Consider the following 18,575-nt stretch of genomic DNA (forward strand, 5'->3'; position numbering starts at 1 on the left):
GATGATTATTCCATAGTTTCCCTATCGGTGATAGAGATGAAGGACACAGGGGCGCGACTGACGCGCGACACGGTATTGCGCGCGGCGCTCAACCTGCTGGATGAAGTGGGGATCGATGGATTGTCGACGCGGCGGCTCGCCGAGCGGCTCGGCGTGCAGTCGCCGACGCTGTACTGGCATTTCAGGAACAAGGCCGAGCTGCTCGATGCGATGGCCGAGGCGATCATGCTCGAGCGGCACGATGCGTCGCTACCGCGGCCGGGCGACGTGTGGGATGGGTGGCTGGCGGAGAATGCGCGCAGCTTCCGTCGTGCGCTGCTGGCTTACCGCGACGGCGCGCGCCTGCATGCCGGGACGCGGCCGCGCGCGCTGCATTTCAGTTCGATCGAGCGCAAGGTCGCGCTGTTGGGTGAAGCGGGCTTTACGCCGGACGAAGCGGTCGACGTGATGGTTGCGATAGGCCGCTTCGTGGTCGGCTGGGTGCTGGAGGAGCAGGCGGAACCGGACGCCGATACCGACGCGTCGCTGCCGGATGCGGCCGAGTATCCGCTGCTCGCGAAGGGCTGGGCCGCGCTGCGCGAGCGCAGCGGCGACGACGCGTTCGAGCACGGCATCGCGTGGATCGTCGACGGCGCGCGTGCACGCCTTGCGGCGCGTCACGCGGGCTGACGTGGTCAGCCTTCCGGCGTGCTGCCGTCGAGCGCGCGTTCGAGCGCGTCGAGCGCGCGGGCCGTCGAGTCCGGCGCGATGCAGTCGACGACGATCCGCTCGGGCATGGCGCGCAGCCACGTGATCTGGCGCTTGCAGAGCTGACGCGTCGCGAAGATGCCCTTGTCACGCATCGTCCGGTAATCGGTGTCGCCGTCGAGGAATTCCCACGCCTGCCGGTAGCCGACGCAGCGCATCGACGGCAGGTCGGGATGGAGATCCTCGCGGCGGCGCAGCCGTTCGACTTCGTCGATGAAGCCCGCATCGAGCATCGCGTCGAAGCGCTGCGCGATCCGTGCGTGCAGCACCGCGCGATCCGACGGTTCGAGCGCGACCGGCACGAAGCGGAACGCCGCGGCCGCATCGTCGGTGCGGCGCGGTGCGGCGAGCAGCACCGACATCGGCTGCCCGCTCAGCATGAAGATCTCGAGCGCACGCTGGATCCGCTGCGAATCGTTCGGTGCGAGCCGCGCGGCCGTGTCGGGATCGACCTGCGCGAGCCGCGCATGAAGCGCGGGCCAGCCATCGCGCTCGGCTTCGGCATCGAGCGTCGCGCGCACGTCCGGATCGGCGCCGGGCAGGTCGTTGAGCCCCTGCGTCAGCGCCTTGTAGTACAGCATCGTGCCGCCTGCGAGCAATGGCGTGCGGCCGCGCGCGACGATCTCGCCGATCAGGCGCAGCGTGTCCGTGCGGAATTCCGCGGCCGAATACGCGTCGGCCGGGTCGATGATGTCGATCAGGTGGTGCGGCACGCTCGCGCGCTCTTCGCGCGACGGTTTCGCGGTGCCGATATCCATGTCGCGGTAGACGAGCGCCGAATCGACGCTGACGATCTCGATCGGGCGGCGCGCGGCGAGCGCCAGCGCCGCGGCTGTCTTGCCCGAAGCAGTGGGGCCGAGCAGGCAGGCGATCGTCGTCGGAGAGGATTGCGGTGAAGCGCTCATTGGCCGCGCATGAACAGGCGGTCGAGATCGTTCAGCGTGAGCTGATACCAGGTCGGCCGGCCGTGATTGCACTGGTCGGCGCGCTCGGTCGCCTCCATCTGGCGCAGCAGCGCGTTCATCTCGTCGAGCGTCAGGCGCCGGTTCGCGCGCACCGCGTGATGGCACGCGAGTGTGCCGAGCAGTTCGTGCTGGCGCTCGGTGAGCACGCGCGAGCCGCCGAACGCGTGCAGGTCGGCGAGCACCGCGCGCGCGAGCGACTGCAGGTCGGCATCCTTCAGCAGCGCCGGCACCGCGCGGATCGCGAGCGTCGTCGGCGACAGCACCGCGAGGTCGAAGCCGAGCGACTCGAGCGTGTCACGTTCCTCCTCCACCGTGCCGATTTCGACCGGCGTGGCCGTCATCGAGATCGGCAGCAGCAGCGCCTGCACGGCCACCGTGCGGTCGGCGAGCGCGTTCTTGAACTGTTCGTAGAGGATCCGTTCGTGCGCCGCGTGCATGTCGACGATCACGAGGCCGTACGCGTTCTGCGCGAGCACGTAGATGCCGTGGATCTGGCCGAGCGCGAAGCCGAGCGGCTGCTCGTCGTGCGTGGTGGCGGCGATCGGCGACGCGGTGAAGGCCGGAAAGGGCGCGACGGGTGCGCCGGCCGAATCGCTTGCAATGGTCGTCGTGCCGTCCGGCGTGCCGGCGCCGCTATCCTTGCGGCCGAACATGGCGTCGTAGAGCGCGAGCGGCTGCGCGACGGGCAGCGTGCCCTGCGTCATCCGTGCCTGGCGCATCCAGGTGTTGCCTGACGACGAGGACGACGGCGACGAGAAGCCGCTACCACCGATGCCGGCGCTGCCGCCGGTCGCGTGGCCCTGGCTCTGTCCGAGCGGCGTGTCGAGAAACGACGACGGCCCGCGCGGCGTGGGTTCGATATGCGCGGCGTGGCCGCCCGCCGTGGTTTCCGGCGACGCGCCCGCGTGGCGCGCGAGCGCGCGCTGGACCGCATGGAACACGTACTGGTGGATCGAGCGCGAATCGCGGAAGCGTACCTCGATCTTCGACGGATGCACGTTCACGTCGACGGCTTCGGGCGGCAGGTCGAGGAACAGCACGTACGACGGGTAGCGGTCGCCGTGCAGTACGTCCTCGTAGGCCGCGCGCACCGCGTGCGTCAGCAGTTTGTCGCGCACGAAGCGGCCGTTGACGAAGAAATATTGCTGGTCGGCGCGCCCGCGGCTTGCGGTCGGCAGCCCGGCGCAGCCGTAGACGGCCAGCGGGCCGGCCTGTTCGTCGAGCGGCAGGTGCGCGGTCGCGAAGCTGTCACCGAGGATCTTCGCGACGCGCTGCGCGGGCTCGGTCGCATTCCAGTGCTCGACGGCCTTGCCGTTGTGCAGCACCGAGATCGCGACGTCCGGCCGCGCCAGCGCCGCGCGGCGGATCATTTCCAGGCAGTGGCCGAATTCGGTCTGCTCGCTTTTCAGGAACTTGCGCCGCGCGGGCGTGTTGAAGTACAGCTCGCGCACCTCGATCGTCGTGCCGGTCGAGCCGGCGGCGGGCGACAGCACGCCCGTCTGCGCATCGATCTTCATCGCGTGCGCGGCATCGGCCGTGCGGCTCGTGATCGACATCTCGGCGACCGACGCGATCGACGCGAGCGCTTCGCCGCGGAACCCGAGCGTCGCGACGGCTTCGAGCTCCTCGAGCGAGCGGATCTTGCTGGTCGCATGGCGCATCAGCGCGAGCGCCAGCTCGTCGGGCGGGATCCCGCAGCCGTCGTCGGTGATCGAGATGCGCTTCACGCCGCCTTCTTCCAGCACGATGCGCAGCGACGTCGCGCCGGCGTCCATTGCGTTCTCGAGCAGCTCCTTGACGACCGACGCCGGGCGTTCGACGACCTCGCCGGCGGCGATCTGGCTGATCAGCTGGTCGGGCAGGGGCTGGATCGCGCGCAGCGGGCGCGGAGCGGGGGCGGGCGTGTCGCCCGCGGCCGTTTCGGTGATTTCGGACATGGCCGAATTATAGCGAGGCCGCGCAGGCATGCCGGGGCGGCGAACCGTTACGTTTTTTCACGGAGCCTTAAGGTAGTTTCGGTATCATGACTCCGTTGCGCGCGCCGCCTTGGCTGGCGGGCGCCTCCGCCATTTCTGGCCTTTTCCGGCCGTTCCGGCCCTATCGCCTTCGAGGAATCGCATTTGGATACGCTGCTTCATTTCGTCAACCTTGTCCTGCATATCGACGCCTTCCTCGGCGACTTCATCCGGCAGTACGGCGCGTGGGTCTATCTCGTGCTGTTCCTGATCGTGTTCTGCGAGACGGGGCTCGTCGTGTTCCCGTTCCTGCCGGGTGATTCGCTGCTGTTCATCGGCGGCGCGTTCGCGGCGACGGGCGAAATGAACGTCGGCGCGCTGATCGTGCTGCTGCTTGTCGCGGCGATCTCCGGCAATACCGTGAACTACCTGATCGGTCGCTGGGTCGGCCCGAAGGTGTTCAATACGCATATCCCGGTGCTCGAGCGCTTCCTCGACCGCGCCGCGCTGCAGAAGACTCACTCGTTCTACGACAAGCACGGCGGCAAGACGATCGTGCTCGCACGCTTCATCCCGGTCGTGCGCACGTTCGCGCCGTTCGTCGCGGGCGCGTCGACGATGAGTGCCGCGCGCTTCCAGCTCTTCAACGTGATCGGTGCGCTGGTCTGGGTGCTGCTGCTCGTGCTGCTCGGCTATTTCTTCGGCAACATCCCGTTCATCCGCCAGTACCTGAACGTGATCGTGCTGGTCGGTATCGGTGCGGCCATCGTGCCGGTCGCGCTCGGCGCGGTGTGGAAGCTGGTACGCGGAAAGCAGTCGGATAATGTGCCGAAGGCGGGTGGGCGCTGAGCGCGCGCGTTTCTCTTCCTTTTCGCTGCAATAAAAAAGCGTGGCAATTCCAATTGCCACGCTTTTTTTTCGTCCGGTGAGGCCGTTACGCGTTGCGATGCGAGACCGGCGTTTCGGGCGTCGGGTATTGCGCGTCGCGGAACGTCTCGAGGATCACGCGGTTGGTGTCGCAGTACACCTGCCAGTAGTTCTCGGGCGCCGTGGACGGGCGCACGAACAGCAACGGGCCTTCCGGCGTGAACTGGAACACGCCGACGTCCGGTGCCGGGTTGGTCAGCACGTTCGGGATCTGCTGGATCGACGTCTTCAGGCGGTTGATCGCGTCAACCGCATCGACGCCGTTCGCGATCTTCGCGGTCAGGTCGACACGACGGTACGACGTCGCGCTGTAGTTGGCGATGTTGTCCGAGAAGATCTTGTTGTTGCCGACGATCGTGACGATGTTGTCGGGGGTGACGATCGTCGTGCCGAACAGGCCGAGCTCCTTCACCGTGCCGGTGACGCCGCCCGCGTTGATCACGTCGCCGATCTTGAACGGGCGCAGCACCTGCATGAATACGCCCGCGGCGAAGTGCGCGAGCAGGCCGCCCCAGGCCGTGCCGATCGCGAGGCCGAGGCCGGCGAGCAGCGCGGCGAATGAGGTGGTCTGCACGCCGAAGATCTGCAGGATCGCGAGGATCAGCAGGATCGTCAGCAGCACGCCGACGACGGAGGTCAGGTAGTCGGTGAGCGTCGGGTCGACCTTGCCGCTGCGGCGGACGACCTTGCCGAGCAGGCGGGTACCGATGCGGATCGCCCAGCGGCCGACGAACCACAATACGATCGCGGCGAGGAGGTTGAGGCCGAAGTCGAGGCCGCGGGTCATCAGGAATTGCTGGGCGGTGGCGAGATCGATCATGCGTTCTCCGAAGTCAAGGGTGAAAAGGGCGGCGCATGCACCGGGGTGGGTGGCGCTTTTATAACCTGAGCTGGGAGGGGTGGGCAACCTGTCTTACGTTGCTTGACGAAATGAAAGACGGGCAGGACGCGTGTGCGTGCTGCCCGTCTGGTGCATCGGATCGACGCCGGTTGCGGCGTGTGACCCGGAAGTTGCCGTGTTTACTTCGCTGCGCGGCCGTAGGTGTCTTCGAAACGGACGATGTCGTCTTCGCCGAGATACGCGCCAGACTGGACTTCGATCAGTTCGAGCGGGATCTTGCCGGGGTTCGTCAGCCGGTGGGTTGCGCCGAGCGGGATGTAGGTCGACTGGTTCTCGGTCAGCATGATTTCCTTGTCGCCGTTCGTGACCATGGCCGTGCCCTTCACGACGATCCAGTGTTCGGCGCGGTGGTGATGCATCTGGAGACTCAACTGTGCGCCCGGATTCACGATGATGCGCTTGACCTGGAAGCGGTCGCCCTGGTCGATGCCTTCGTACGAACCCCACGGGCGGACGACGCGACGGTGCGTGACCGATTCGTGGCGGCCGGAGGCGTTCAGCCATTCGACGATCTTCTTGACGTCCTGGGCCTTGTCGCGATGCGCGACCAGCACGGCATCGGCGGTTTCCACGATCACGATGTTGTCGAGACCGATTGCGGCAACCATCCGGTGTTCCGCGCGGATATACGAGTTCTTTACCGAGTCGGTGAAGATGTCGCCGATGAGCGCGTTGCCTTGATCGTCTGCGTCCGCGATGTCCGCAAGCGCGCTCCACGATCCGATATCGTTCCAGCCGAGGTCGGCCGCCGCGACGACGGCTGCGCGCTCGGTCTTTTCCATCACCGCGTAGTCGATCGAGACGTTCGGGCAGGCCGCGAACACGTCAGCGTCGAGGCGGACGAAGTCGTTGTCCCGCTTGGCGGATTCGAACGCGAGTTCTGCCTGGCGGGCGATTTCCGGTGCATGGCGATGCAACTCCTCCATGTACGTGGACGCCTTCAGCATGAACATGCCGCTGTTCCAGTAGTAGTTGCCGTCGCGGAGGAAGCGCTCGGCTGTCGGTGCGTCGGGCTTTTCGACGAACGCGTCGACCTTGTAGACCTGCTTGCCGTCCGCGACGGCCGGGCCGCGACGGATATAGCCGAAACCGGTGTGCGCTTCCGTCGGCGTGATGCCGAACGTGACGAGGTGCTGGTCTGCTGCGATGGCGGCTGCCTCGCTGGCTGCCGCGATGAATGCCGGCTCGTTGAAGATGACGTGGTCGGACGGCAGCACCAACAGCAGTGCGTCGGGCGATTCGTGCAGGGCGAGCAGCGCCGCGATCGCGATCGCGGGCGCGGTGTTGCGGCCTACCGGCTCGAGGACGATCGACGACGGCGTGATGTTGACCTGGCGGAGCTGTTCCGCGACGAGGAAGCGTTGTTCGTTGTTGGTGACGACGATGGGGGTTGCGGCGCCGGGAATGTGCTGAAGGCGGGACGCCGTCTGCTGGACGAGCGTCTGATCGCCCGTCAGCTTCAGGTATTGCTTCGGGTAGCCGCCTCGCGACATCGGCCAAAGGCGCGTACCGCTGCCGCCGCACAGGATTACAGGGTAAATGTTCATAGTTAGATGTCAGGCAGTGCAAGATCGAACAAATTGGTTCGCATTTTGCCATGCTGGGCTGAGCGAACGTTTTGTGGGCAACGACTTTTTACGTAATTTTTCTTTCAGGTCCTTCATTCTCATGGCGCGCTGCGCGACGTTGGATCGGATATACGCGCTTTCAACGAGACAATATTTCCACATACGGAGCCGCTCGCTTCTGTGCTGGTCGAGTCGATTTGCCATTTCGGCAACGCGCCTGCGAGCACTGTTGCTTTGCAGCGGCTATGGGCTGACCTGGAAAACTCACGTGACATCTCCAGCCTAAGTGGTTGACACGTAAGGGGTATGCACTGTGTGCGGCCTGACGGTTGTTATCCGGAGATTTTTCGATGATCGACTGAGTCATTCAGGCCGTATTTTTCAGACGAAACGAGCATTGAATGATTCGGTATTCAAGTCCCTCTCGGCTCGAGCTTGATTGTTCTACTTGCCATGAAGCGAGCGATATGTCCGTTGAGGCGTTGTGTTCGGTTGCGTTCGCAACTGGAAACTTTTTCGGCATTGCCACACGAGGTGCCACAGACCGTTTCGGCTCCAGCGGAATGCTTTACGCAACAGTCGTAGACGATTACCTTCTATTTTTTCCAGAGGCCGAGACGCCGTATTAGCAAGCTGTCGGACGATTGCTTCTGGCGTGGTGAACAGGCCGAGCGACCAGTCCCAATAAAGCGGATATCGAATCAGCACCCCCGCCGTCAGCATATCAAGCGTCAGCTCGCGGGCGCGCCACGGTTGCTCGAGCACGTCGTGTGTCAACCCCCAGCCGGAGTAGAAAGGAAGTCCATATGTATGGACGCGCTTTCCGCGAATAAGCGCCTCAAAGCCGGATAGCGACGATAACGTGTGCACTTCGTCAGCGATCTCGATAAGGGATATGAGGTCCGAGTCGCGATCTACGGCATTGGCGAGCGACGCTGCGTCGATCAGGCCGCGTCGATTGCCCGAGAGGACATCGGGATGCGGCTTGTAGACGATGAACGCGTCCGGGCAGCGCAGGCGTACTTCGTGCAGCAGATCCTCGGCAGTCGCGATGTGCTGCGTGCCAAGGCGGACAGCCGCGTCGTCGGCGACCTGGCCGGGCACCAGCACGATGCGTCGGTCGCGCGGGGCGCTCCACGTGGGGCGACGACGACCGAGGTTGTATTTGGTGACGCCCAGGTTGGCGATGTCGTGACGCAACTGGCGCGCGCGGGACAGTTCGGCGTCGGTGAAGTGCGCAGTGTTGAGTATGGCGGTCAGATCGCTCGGACGGGTCGCGTCGAAGTAGATGCCGCGCCGGTCGATGATCTGGCTGCACGGCGCAATGTGATCGGAGCCGAGGCCTGTCGAGTGAAGAAAACCGTCTTCGAGCCGGATCATGGGCGTGTCTTTCGGCAGCCCGGTTGCGCTACGTCCGCCCCATAAAACCGCGTGTTCATCCTTGCGCATCTGCTCCGGCCTGTCGATCCAGCGCAGGGAGGCGCCACCGGCTGTCAGGTATGGCGTGGCGTAGGGGCGCTTCCACCATTGGAATCGGATGCCGGCGAGGCGAGGGAAGTCGGCGAGGCGCAGTATCGCCGCACGATGAGCTTCGATCGTGGCGAGAAGCGCGTCGAGCGTGCCTGGATTGCGCGTGACCGGATCGACGTGGCGCGCGAGGCGCAGGAATATGGTGGCGAAGAGCGTGTCCAGCGACGCCTGCGTGTTTCTCACCGGTTGTGGGGCATGGTCGTGCGTCAGGCCCCACCCCGCGTAGTACGGGTTTCCGAACACATGCAACGGAATGCCGTGAAGCAACGCCTGCAGGCCTTCCCCGGCGGAAACCGTGTAGACGTGATCGAAGTGTGCGATGGATGCGCAGAGGGACCCGCTTGCGTCGAGTTGCCGAAGCCGCTTTGCCGGCAGGGAAACATGCGAAGAGAGGTATTCGCCAGCACGTCGGACGCCGCTACGGGCGAGCCAGATTTCCGAGTCGGGATGTTCGCGATGAACGGCGTCCACCATATCGGCGAACTGCCTGATTCGCCCGGATTTCGAGCGGCTCAAGCTGTCCGGCAGCGGCTCGTCGATCAGGAGCACTCGCGTGGTACGGGTGTGTTCGAGCAGATCGGGGTGAACGCGCGGCGCAAGATCGGGCGGATCGAATACGCACGCACCGCGGAAGCGCTCCATCAACGTGTGTACGTCCTGGGGGGCGTGCGGTGCACGGCGTTCGGCCAGAGCGGCGTCGATGCAGGCGATCCAGGCCTGCGCGGTTTGCTCGGCAAGCGGTGCGGCGAACCAGGACAAATCGGGGCCGGCGCGACGAGGCATGATGCCGTTCGACCAGAGATGCAGGCGCGAGCGGGTGGGGCCGCACGTTGCGACGTTCATTGGGAAAACGTTTCCAGAAAACGATCCACCTGCTCGAAATGCTGATGCCACGTCGGTGCCTGGAAGTGAGCGATGCGAGCCAGCTGAGCTGTGCGCTCGGCACTGTCGCTTTGCGAATAGGCGCGAATCCGTGCAATCCAGCCCGGACCGTCGAGCGGGTCCAGATAATCCGGGGTGTCGTCCGCGATCTCGTGAAATACGCCGATATCGCTGGCCAATACCGGAACGCCCAACGTAAGCGCCTCGACAAGCGGCATGCCATAACCCTCGACGAACGACGGGAAAACCAGCGCACGCGCGTGTTGCAACCAGGCGCGCAGACGTGTGTCGCTGCAACTCGATTCTTCGATGACGACACTTTTGATCGCATCGCAGCGCTCGAGCATGTCCACGACGTTCTCGCATTCCCAGCCGCGGCGCCCGATGACGACGAGCTTGGGTGCACGTTCACCGAGCGTTTCGACGAGCCGGCGCCAGACGTGCAGCATGAACCAGTGATTCTTGCGTGGTTCGATCGTACCGAGCATCACGAAGTACGGACCATCGAGCGGAGGCGGCGCGTCGTCGCGGGAGGTAATGCCTGGTGCGAGCCGGGCCACGACGCTGGGCGGCAATGGAAGATCGGCGCGATTGGCCTCGGTTTCGAGTGCGCCCAGCGTGTCCTGGGAGTTCGCGATCAGACCGTCGGCGTGACGTAGTGCAGTATGGATACGTTGGCGATGCGCCGAGTCGATGCCGGGGCGGCAGTATTCCGCGTGAGTGAGCGGGATCAGGTCATGCACCATGAAGACCGACCGGATATTGCGCTGTCGCATTGCGCGGTGGTAGCGGACGCGCTCCATGCCGCTGTGACTCGTATGCAACAGAACCGCATCGTCGAGTCGCTCGCGACGCGGCGCCAGGATGCCACGCATGACGAGCGTTCGAATCGTGGTGCGGGTCGGTGTCGGACCGAGCAGCAGATCGAAAGCGCGTTCAGAGTCTGCTCGGGAGAGCACTTTCGAATAGCCGAGTTCACTCAAAATCGCGCGGGCACGAGGTCGATAATGCTCGACATATGCGAGGCCGACGCGATCGACGCCAGTTGGCAACAAGCCGTCAGCAAGGCGCGACAGCAATCTGGATATATCTAGACAGATATTCAACACGGCGGAGTGTAATGTCTTTGTGAGCGACCTGATTGCAGGCCGGGCCGTTCGAATCCCGCCATTCTACGAATTCTGACTAAGAAACGCAAAATTAATCTACCTCGTGAGACAATCCGGGTCGCAATTTGAATGACGTGAACGGACCTCCAAAAATATGTCAAGTGTATATCGCAGTGCGTGGGCGACGCTTATTGCCGGTGGTGTGATAGGACTAAGTGCCTGTTCGAGTATCCCGACTTCGGGGCCGAGCCGCTCGCAGATCAGCGATGCCGGTGCGCAGAATAGTCCCCAGGGAATCCAGATCGTTGACTTGACGGAGGACGTCGCCCGCCGACTCTACGCTGACCGTAACAACGCAGATTTTGCGTCTGTATTGGGTGACGATACGTCATTTCAGCAGCAACTTGGCGTAGGTGACGTCGTGGAGGTGTCGATCTGGGAGGCACCTCCGGCGACGCTGTTCGGGGGCAGCACGACTGACCTGGCCACCGGGAGTGCGCCAACCGGCGCGCGCGTGACCAAGTTGCCGGTTCAGGTCATCGATGGTGACGGGAACATCAACATCCCGTTCGTCGGAGCGGTTAAGGCGCGAGGTCGATCGCCGAGTGAATTGCAGGCTTATATCGCCGGTCGTCTGAAACCCATTGCGCACGACCCGCAAGTTCTGGTTCAACTGGCTCGCAACGAAACATCCTATGTCACGGTTGTGGGGGATGTGGTCAGCAGTACCCGTATGCAGCTCAGCGCGCGGCGGGAGCGTGTGCTTGATGCGCTTGCATCTGCGGGCGGGGCCAAGCAGCCTGTCGACAAGGTGTTGATCCAGGTCACGCGCGGTCAGGCGGTGGCGTCGGAGCCCTTGCAATCGATCATCCGCAATCCCCGTCAGAACGTGCATCTCCGCGCTGGGGATGTCGTGACTGCGCTCTACGAGCCTTACAGTCTCACGGCCTTTGGGGCAACCGGCAAGAATGCGGAAATCAACTTTGAGGGTCAGGGCATAACCCTGGCACAGGCAATGGCGCGGGCGGGCGGTTTGCAAGATTCTCGTGCCGACGTCCAGGGTGTATTCGTTTTCCGGCTGGAGGATAAGCGGGCGCTCAACTGGCCGACCGAGCCGGTTCGGACGACTGTTGATGGAAAGGTTCCTGTCATTTATCGCGTTAACTTGAGGGATCCGAATTCCTTCTTTGTGGCGCAAAGCTTCATGATGAACAACAAGGATCTTCTCTACGTCTCGAATGCACCGATCACGGAGCTTCAAAAGGTGCTGAATCTGGTGTTCTCTGTCGCGTATCCGATTGTGTCCGGCGTTCAAACGTTCAAGTAAGCAGGTGTGGTAGGTTGCCGGGAATTGGCTGAAAAGCGGAAAGTATTTATCAAAGATCTATCGCGGACTGTTTATGAATTTTTTGCAGCGTATTAATCGGTTGTTTCTCTTTACGGTAGTGGTGCCTACCGGAATTGCGTTGATCTACTTCGGACTGGTTGCAAGCGACCAGTACACATCGGTCAGTAGCTTCCTGATCCGTAGCCCGTCGACCTCGAGCGTACCGATGCTCGGGGGATTGCTGAAAAGTGTTGGAGGCGCTTCTCGGTCGGCCGAAGATTCGTATACGGTACAGAATTACATTCTGTCGCGTGATGCGATGGCACTGCTGAATCAGGAGCAGCACATCAAATCGGCATTTCAGAACAAGTCGATCGATTTTTTCAATCGCTTCGCTGGATTGAGCTGGAATGATAGCGTCGAAGAATTCTATCGATACTATACCGAGAAAATTGTCGATGTTCAGGTTGATGCAAATGCTTCCATTGTGACACTCAATACTCATGCCTTTGATGCGAAGCTGGCTTGGAATATGAATAAGCGTTTGCTAGATCTGAGTGAGCAAATTGTCAATCAGATGAATGAGCGAGCTCGCCTTGATTTGATTAGCTCGGCGCAACGCGATGTAGACGCCGCGAAAGAAAAAGATCGTATTGCTGCACTCGCATTGGCAAATTACCGGAATACAGCTGGCGTGATTGATCCGGAACGTCAATCGTCGATTCCATTGCAGCAGGTAGGCAAGCTCCAGGATCAGTTGATCACGACCCGTGTGCAAATTGCCGAAATGGAACGGTTATCGCCAGCCAACCCCGGTCTGCCTAATTTGCGGGAACGCGCAGTTCTGTTGCAAAAGGCCATTGATCAAGTGAGCCAACATGTCACCAGTGAGTCCGGACATTCACTCGCCAGTAAGGCAGCAGAGTTCCAACGACTGACGCTGGAGAAAGAGTTTGCTGATAAAATCCTCGCGAGCGCAATCAGTTCGCTCGAGCAGGCGCGAACCGAGGCCGAACGTAAGCAACTCTACCTCGAACGGATCGCCTCTCCCAACTTGCCCGATTACGCGATGTCGCCACGCCGTGGCCGAAGTATTCTCGCGACCTTCCTGCTTGGTGTGGTCTTGTGGGGTGTGCTGACCATTGTGATTGGTGGGGTGAAAGAGCATTATGACCGCTGAATACCGCCCGCCTACGTTCTGGGCTCAATTACAGATCCAGCGCCGTGTAATCTGGGCGCTGGTTATGCGCGAAATGATTACTCGCTTCGGACGAGAGGGCCTAGGAGTATTGTGGCTGATGGCTGAGCCTGCGATGTTTATCGTCGGGGTGATGCTTATTTTCAGTCATACAGAGAAAATGACTGGGTACTCGGTGGCCGAGTATTTGGCTGTGAGCTATCCAACAATTTTATTTTGGAGAAACACGACGGCTCGCCTGCTAAAGGCCATCGAATTCAATCGCGCGCTCTTGCATCACAAGCCGATCCGTCCTATGGACATTCTTTATTCGCGCATTGTTCTCGAATTTGCAGGTGGGACAGCATCATTTCTTGTTCTGTATACAGTGTTGGTGATAATCGGTATTTGTCACCTCCCTGCAGATTTGTTGGCGATGCTCGTTGGATACTTTCTCGTGATGTGGTTCTCGTTTTGTTTTGTCATAACGATGGCGGCGTTGTCGGAATTGAGCGAAAGCATCGAACGAGTGTCACACGTGATCTTGTATCTGATGCTGCCGTTTACCGGGGTGTTTGTGCCGACATATCTCCTTCCGCCGCATATCGGAGAGATGATGATCTATTTTCCCTTGGTTGACGCGGTGGAATATTTTCATCATGGATATTACGGGGCGCGTATGCCTACGATGTATAACTTGGGATACACATTCTTCGTACTATCGTTTTTCACGCTATTTGCTTTGTCGATAGCACATGTCGCAATTCGGCGTGTGCAGTTGCACTAGGAGTGGCCCTTGATCGAATTGCGTAATGTCAGCAAGCGCTATCCCATACATCATGGTCGCGCGGAGCGAGAGGTGCTAAAAGGCATCAATTTTCGCGTTCAATCTGGAGAGAAATGGGGAATTCTCGGGCGCAATGGAGCAGGGAAGTCCACATTGATTCGGATCATTAGCGGTTCAGATCGACCGCACGCGGGTGAGATCACCAAATCGATGTCGGTCTCATGGCCTTTGGCCTTTGGGGGGACATTTCAGGGGAGTTTGACGGGCAAGGACAATGTCCGCCTGATTTCGCGTGTCTACGATGTCGATTATCGAAAAACGCTTGACCTGGTCGAAGATTTTGCTGAGTTGGGCGGATATCTCAACGAACCAGTCAAGTCGTACTCGTCGGGTATGGCTTCGCGCCTAGCGTTTGCCATTTCGATGTCGATTGAGTTCGATTGTTTTTTGATCGACGAGGGCATGTCCGTCGGGGATCATCGCTTCCATCAGAAATGTAATGTCGAGCTGTTTGAGAAGCGAGCTGATCGCGCCATGATCATCGTCGCACACCAAACCGATTTGATCCGGAATCACTGTGATAGGGCCGCAGTTTTGGATAACGGTGTGCTGAAGATTTGCGATTCGGTAGACGAAGCAATCCAGATTTACGAAGCATTATAATTTTACTGGAGAGGGTTTTGATGGCTGGCAGTTATATTTATCCGCCGATTCCGCATGCCGTGGAAAAGAAGGCGAGACATGCACTAATAATATTGCCGTTTTTCGGCCATGATGCAGCGAGCCTCATTTTCAGTGAATTATCTCGTACTTTGTATAATCTTGGGTACGTCGTTCACGCGTTGACATATAACGATGCAAGTTATCGCCCGGGAAATCATTACTGGCATCACGTATATTGCCTGAAGAATCAATCCGTCGAATTCGGGAAAATGCCGGATGGTGTTACTCCCGATTTTTCGAATGGCATTGATGATTGGGCCGGAGAGGAGTTGCCGCTGTTCGTCGAGCAACTTGATGCGTGGTTCAATTTCGATATTTGCGTTTGTAATTACATTTTCTTGTCTCGTGCTTTTTTGGGTTTGACGGAGCGCACGAAGAAGATTTTGTGTACGCACGACGTATTTACTCATAGAAACAAGAAGCTTGTTGATCGTGGCGTGACTCGCCTTGATTTCTCCGTTACGCCGGAGGAAGAGGCAAAGGCGCTGAATCGGGCAGATTATATCATTGCGCTGCAACCGGACGAGGCTAAGTTCTTCGGTAGCTTGGTGCAGCCGGAAAAGAAGGTCGATACGGTTTATTATTTGCCGCCAAAGCGCTACCTGAATTCGAGGCCGGCGGATAAAAAGCTCGTCGTTGGATATATTGGGTCGAGTCATGCTCCGAACGTCGTCGCAATATTGGAGCTGATTTCGCATATTGATTTTTCGCTGCCAGTCCAACTGAGGATTGCGGGGTCGATATGTGCATCACTCAAAAAAGAAGCCTTACCTCCGGGTGTTGAAATCGTCGGTCGCGTTGAGAATCTTGCCGATTTTTATCGAGATTGTGATCTGTTTGTCAATCCGGATACTCTTGTTTCGGGGATAAAGGTCAAGTGTATCGAAGCATTCTCGTTCGGGGTGCCATTTGTATGTACGAAGCACGCAAGCACTGGTGTGCCAGTGACGGCGCCGTATCACCAAGCTGACTCCATAAAAAGCGTGGCGATTCAAATCGGCATGGTGATCAAGAACAGATCCATGCTCGATGGCATGCGAAAAGAAAGCCGAGTCGTATTTGATAATTTGCTTCAAAAGTTGACGATTGCGAAATATATCGATCAGATCGCAGATTTGCGCCCTACGATTTCAGTCGTGATGCCAACTTTCAAGGTTGAAAAATACTTCGAACAGTGTCTCGCGAGTGTAACTAACCAGACGCTTCGGAACATCGAGATTATTCCTGTTGATGACGGGAGTCCGGATCGATGCGGCGAAATCATGGACAGATTTGCATCCGAGGATTTCCGTGTCAAGCCCATCCATCAACCGAATAAAGGTTATGGGGCGGCGGTGAATGCCGGGTTGATGAAGGCGCGCGGAGAATACATCGCGATCGTCGAAACCGACGACTGGATCGAGCCTGACATGCTCGAAACTCTTTACGATACGGCAAAGACGTCTGATGCCAATATCGTTAAAGGTAGTTTTGCGAAGCATCATGATGGCAAGGCGCCTGCAGCACATAATTTCCGGCATCTCGTGCAGCCAGGTCAGAGTTCGGTGAAACCTACTGAATCTCTCGAATTGATGATCTATGAGTCATCGATTTGGTCGGCGATATACAAGAAAAGATTTCTAGACAAGCATGATATAAAGATGCTTGAGACCAGTGGTGCCGCATTTCAGGACGTTGTCTGGAAATTTGTTACGTATGCCAGCACTGATGAGGTGATTCTGGTTGATCGGCCTTTTTATAATTATCGAGTATTTGCCACGGGATCATCCAGTGCGGCAAATGGAAAAGAGAAGGCGCATTTTGTAAATTACGCGAAAATCAAGAGCGAACTCGAGCGCATGGGTTTGTTCGATAAGTTCTCGCACTTCTATTACGTCCATCAATTTTTCGATTTCGTTTTTCATTCGAATCGTCTGAAGGGTGAGGCGCTGCTTAGTTTTTATGCGAGCGCCAAGGAGACGATCGATGAAGCAATTTCAAAGGGATGCAATCCAGATTCATTGAACTTGCATCCGGATTTGAACGACTACTACCAGAAATCAGTTTTACCGATCATTCGCGTCATAACAAGCCCGTCGCTGACGGAGATTTTGACCGCTGTTGCGGTAAATGACTCAAAGTCAGCTGAGAACGGGCCCGGTACTTCCGGCACTGTGTGTGTCGATGAGGGAGGGGCTCCGCTGTATCGTGGTGGCGCGGATGCATCCGCTTTAAGCGTCAAGTTTACGGAATTTCTCAATTTGGATCCGAATTTTCTCGTCGAAGTCGAGTATCTTTCGGGGAGGCGCGAGCTTATCCCGGTGGTGAAGCCGGCCTATGATGATGGAGATTTGCGTAATTTGATGAAACTCCATGATGCTGATTTTGTGCGAGCTGCATACTGGATGTTGCTACGCCGGACAGTAGATTCAGAAGGATTGAGGCATTACACGGATTTGATACGGACTGGCATTGCCAAGCTTGAAGTTCTTGATAGGTTGCGCTTGTCGAGCGAAGCGAAGACGAATCAAATTTCATTTGATGCACTGGATCGGTGTCTGCATAGCTACAGAATCTGGCGTATGCCCTTGCTACGCTTGGTTGCCAAATTTCTTCCTGCTCAGAAAGGAATCGGCGAAAAGGCACACGTCAGAGTTATTGAAAATTCTATGTATCTGATTAATAAGGGGCTGTATTCCTGATCTGTTGTCGGTCGTCGACAAAGTCGGTGGGCCGATTTTTTGGGTTTCGGATGTGGCTCATAAAAAGGAATTAAAGATGAAAAAAATCTGTATCGTTGGCGCGGGGTTTTCCGGTGCGGTCATTGCCCGGGAACTCGCTCTTGCCGGGATGGACGTCGATATCTTTGAAAGTCGTGATCACCTTGCGGGGAACTGTCATTCGGAGCGGGACCCGGAAACCGGGGTGATGCTCCACGTCTATGGTCCGCATATTTTTCACACCAGCAACAAAAAGGTGTGGAACTATATTCGTCAATTTGACGAGTTCATGCCATTTACAAATCGGGTAAAGGCGATTACTGGCGACAAGGTTTATTCGTTGCCAATCAATCTGTTCACGATTAATAATTTCTTCGGTAAGATTTTTTCTCCTGACGAGGCTAAGGAATTTATTGCTGAACTCGGGGATAAAAATATTACAGAGCCGGAAACCTTTGAAGAGCAGGCGTTAAGATTCGTTGGTAAGGATCTTTATGAGGCGTTTTTTAAGGGCTATACCAAGAAGCAGTGGGGGCTGCATCCATCTGCGCTTCCCGCAAGCATCCTGAAGCGATTGCCAATTCGTTTTAATTACGACGATAATTACTACGCAAGCAAATTTCAGGGGATGCCGAAGAATGGGTACACATATATCGTCGAGCGAATGATTGATCATCCGCGAATTAAGGTGCACCTCGGGACGAAAATTGAAAAAGATGCAATTGCAAAGTACGACCACGTGTTTTATAGTGGCCCGCTAGACGCATGGTACGATTTCGAGCATGGACGCTTGGGTTATCGAACACTGGATTTTGTGACCGAGAGGCATGTTGGCGACTATCAGGGTAATGCAGTGATAAATTACTGCGAAGAAAATGTGCCTTGGACTCGGATTTCGGAGCATAAGCATTTTTCTCCGTGGGAAGAGCACGAAAATACAGTGATCTATAAGGAACACAGCCGCGCCTGTGGGCCGGATGACATTCCTTATTATCCGGTTCGTCTCGTCGATGACAAGGAACTGCTTGGGCGATACGTTGCGCTGGCGCGTGAAGAGCAAAATATAACCTTCGTCGGCCGACTCGGAACTTATCGTTATCTAGACATGCACGTCACGATTGCTGAGGCATTGGATGTTGCAGAACAGTATCTCTCGACCGCTGAATCTGGTGCGCGTATGTCGTCTTTCGTCGTAGATCCGTTGGCGTAATTCAAAAAATACTGTCTCAGTAAAGCCCATCCCCGCAAATTGTTGCGACACTGATTTGCGGGGTGTCG

Annotated in this window: 14 protein-coding genes; 8 read left to right on the forward strand and 6 right to left on the reverse strand. The window is 58.3% G+C overall.

What is annotated here, in order from left to right; all coding sequences use genetic code 11:
- Nucleotides 1-36 precede the first annotated feature (36 nt).
- Nucleotides 37-669, forward strand: a complete 633-nt coding sequence (tetR, locus tag KEC55_RS03515; protein WP_282506755.1) for a tetracycline resistance transcriptional repressor TetR — start codon at nt 37-39, stop codon at nt 667-669.
- 5 nt (nt 670-674) lie between these two features.
- Here tetR and miaA read toward each other — a convergent pair whose 3' ends face one another.
- The gene (miaA, locus tag KEC55_RS03520; RefSeq protein WP_282506756.1) at nt 675-1,652 is read right to left on the reverse strand and encodes a tRNA (adenosine(37)-N6)-dimethylallyltransferase MiaA; all 978 of its coding nucleotides are present in this window, start codon (nt 1,650-1,652) and stop codon (nt 675-677) included.
- Nucleotides 1,649-3,649, reverse strand: coding sequence for a DNA mismatch repair endonuclease MutL (mutL, locus tag KEC55_RS03525; RefSeq protein WP_282506757.1), 2,001 nt, complete (start codon nt 3,647-3,649; stop codon nt 1,649-1,651). The genes miaA and mutL overlap by 4 nt, the downstream gene beginning before the upstream one ends.
- 183 nt (nt 3,650-3,832) lie before the next feature.
- On the opposite strand from mutL, the gene KEC55_RS03530 reads away from it, so the two are divergent.
- Nucleotides 3,833-4,516 carry a DedA family protein gene (locus KEC55_RS03530; RefSeq protein WP_282506759.1) on the forward strand — a complete coding sequence of 228 codons (684 nt, stop codon included), beginning with the start codon at nt 3,833-3,835 and terminating at the stop codon, nt 4,514-4,516.
- Nucleotides 4,517-4,601: 85 nt separating this feature from the next.
- On the opposite strand, the gene KEC55_RS03535 is transcribed toward KEC55_RS03530, so the two are convergent.
- From KEC55_RS03535 to KEC55_RS03550, 4 genes are all read right to left on the reverse strand, one after another.
- A complete protein-coding gene (locus KEC55_RS03535) occupies nt 4,602-5,414 on the reverse strand; it encodes a mechanosensitive ion channel family protein (protein WP_282506760.1) in 813 nt (270 codons plus the stop codon).
- A gap of 200 nt (nt 5,415-5,614) precedes the next feature.
- Entirely contained in the window at nt 5,615-7,042 is a 1,428-nt protein-coding gene (locus tag KEC55_RS03540; protein WP_282506761.1) for a mannose-1-phosphate guanylyltransferase/mannose-6-phosphate isomerase, read from the reverse strand.
- Between the two features lie 465 nt (nt 7,043-7,507).
- The gene (locus tag KEC55_RS03545; RefSeq protein ID WP_282506762.1) at nt 7,508-9,436 is read right to left on the reverse strand and encodes a capsular biosynthesis protein; all 1,929 of its coding nucleotides are present in this window, start codon (nt 9,434-9,436) and stop codon (nt 7,508-7,510) included.
- The gene (locus KEC55_RS03550) at nt 9,433-10,584 is read right to left on the reverse strand and encodes a glycosyltransferase family 4 protein (protein WP_282506763.1); all 1,152 of its coding nucleotides are present in this window, start codon (nt 10,582-10,584) and stop codon (nt 9,433-9,435) included. Before KEC55_RS03550 ends, KEC55_RS03545 begins: the two co-directional genes overlap by 4 nt.
- Nucleotides 10,585-10,738: 154 nt before the next feature.
- On the opposite strand from KEC55_RS03550, the gene KEC55_RS03555 reads away from it, so the two are divergent.
- From KEC55_RS03555 to glf, 6 genes are all read left to right on the forward strand, one after another.
- On the forward strand, nt 10,739-11,911 hold the full coding sequence (locus KEC55_RS03555) for a polysaccharide biosynthesis/export family protein (protein ID WP_282506764.1): 1,173 nt from the start codon (nt 10,739-10,741) through the stop codon (nt 11,909-11,911).
- Nucleotides 11,912-11,984: 73 nt separating this feature from the next.
- Nucleotides 11,985-13,091, forward strand: a complete 1,107-nt coding sequence (locus KEC55_RS03560; protein WP_282506765.1) for a hypothetical protein — start codon at nt 11,985-11,987, stop codon at nt 13,089-13,091.
- Nucleotides 13,081-13,875 carry an ABC transporter permease gene (locus KEC55_RS03565; protein ID WP_124680602.1) on the forward strand — a complete coding sequence of 265 codons (795 nt, stop codon included), beginning with the start codon at nt 13,081-13,083 and terminating at the stop codon, nt 13,873-13,875. Before KEC55_RS03560 ends, KEC55_RS03565 begins: the two co-directional genes overlap by 11 nt.
- A gap of 9 nt (nt 13,876-13,884) precedes the next feature.
- Complete coding sequence (locus KEC55_RS03570; RefSeq protein ID WP_282506766.1) at nt 13,885-14,538, forward strand: ABC transporter ATP-binding protein; 654 nt, start codon at nt 13,885-13,887, stop codon at nt 14,536-14,538.
- Between the two features lie 20 nt (nt 14,539-14,558).
- A complete protein-coding gene (locus KEC55_RS03575; protein WP_282506768.1) occupies nt 14,559-17,279 on the forward strand; it encodes a glycosyltransferase in 2,721 nt (906 codons plus the stop codon).
- A 76-nt stretch (nt 17,280-17,355) separates the two neighbouring features.
- Nucleotides 17,356-18,507, forward strand: a complete 1,152-nt coding sequence (gene glf, locus KEC55_RS03580) for a UDP-galactopyranose mutase (RefSeq protein ID WP_282506769.1) — start codon at nt 17,356-17,358, stop codon at nt 18,505-18,507.
- Nucleotides 18,508-18,575: the final 68 nt, after the last annotated feature.

The sequence above is a fragment of the Burkholderia cepacia genome (assembly GCF_029962485.1).
Lineage (GTDB): Bacteria > Pseudomonadota > Gammaproteobacteria > Burkholderiales > Burkholderiaceae > Burkholderia.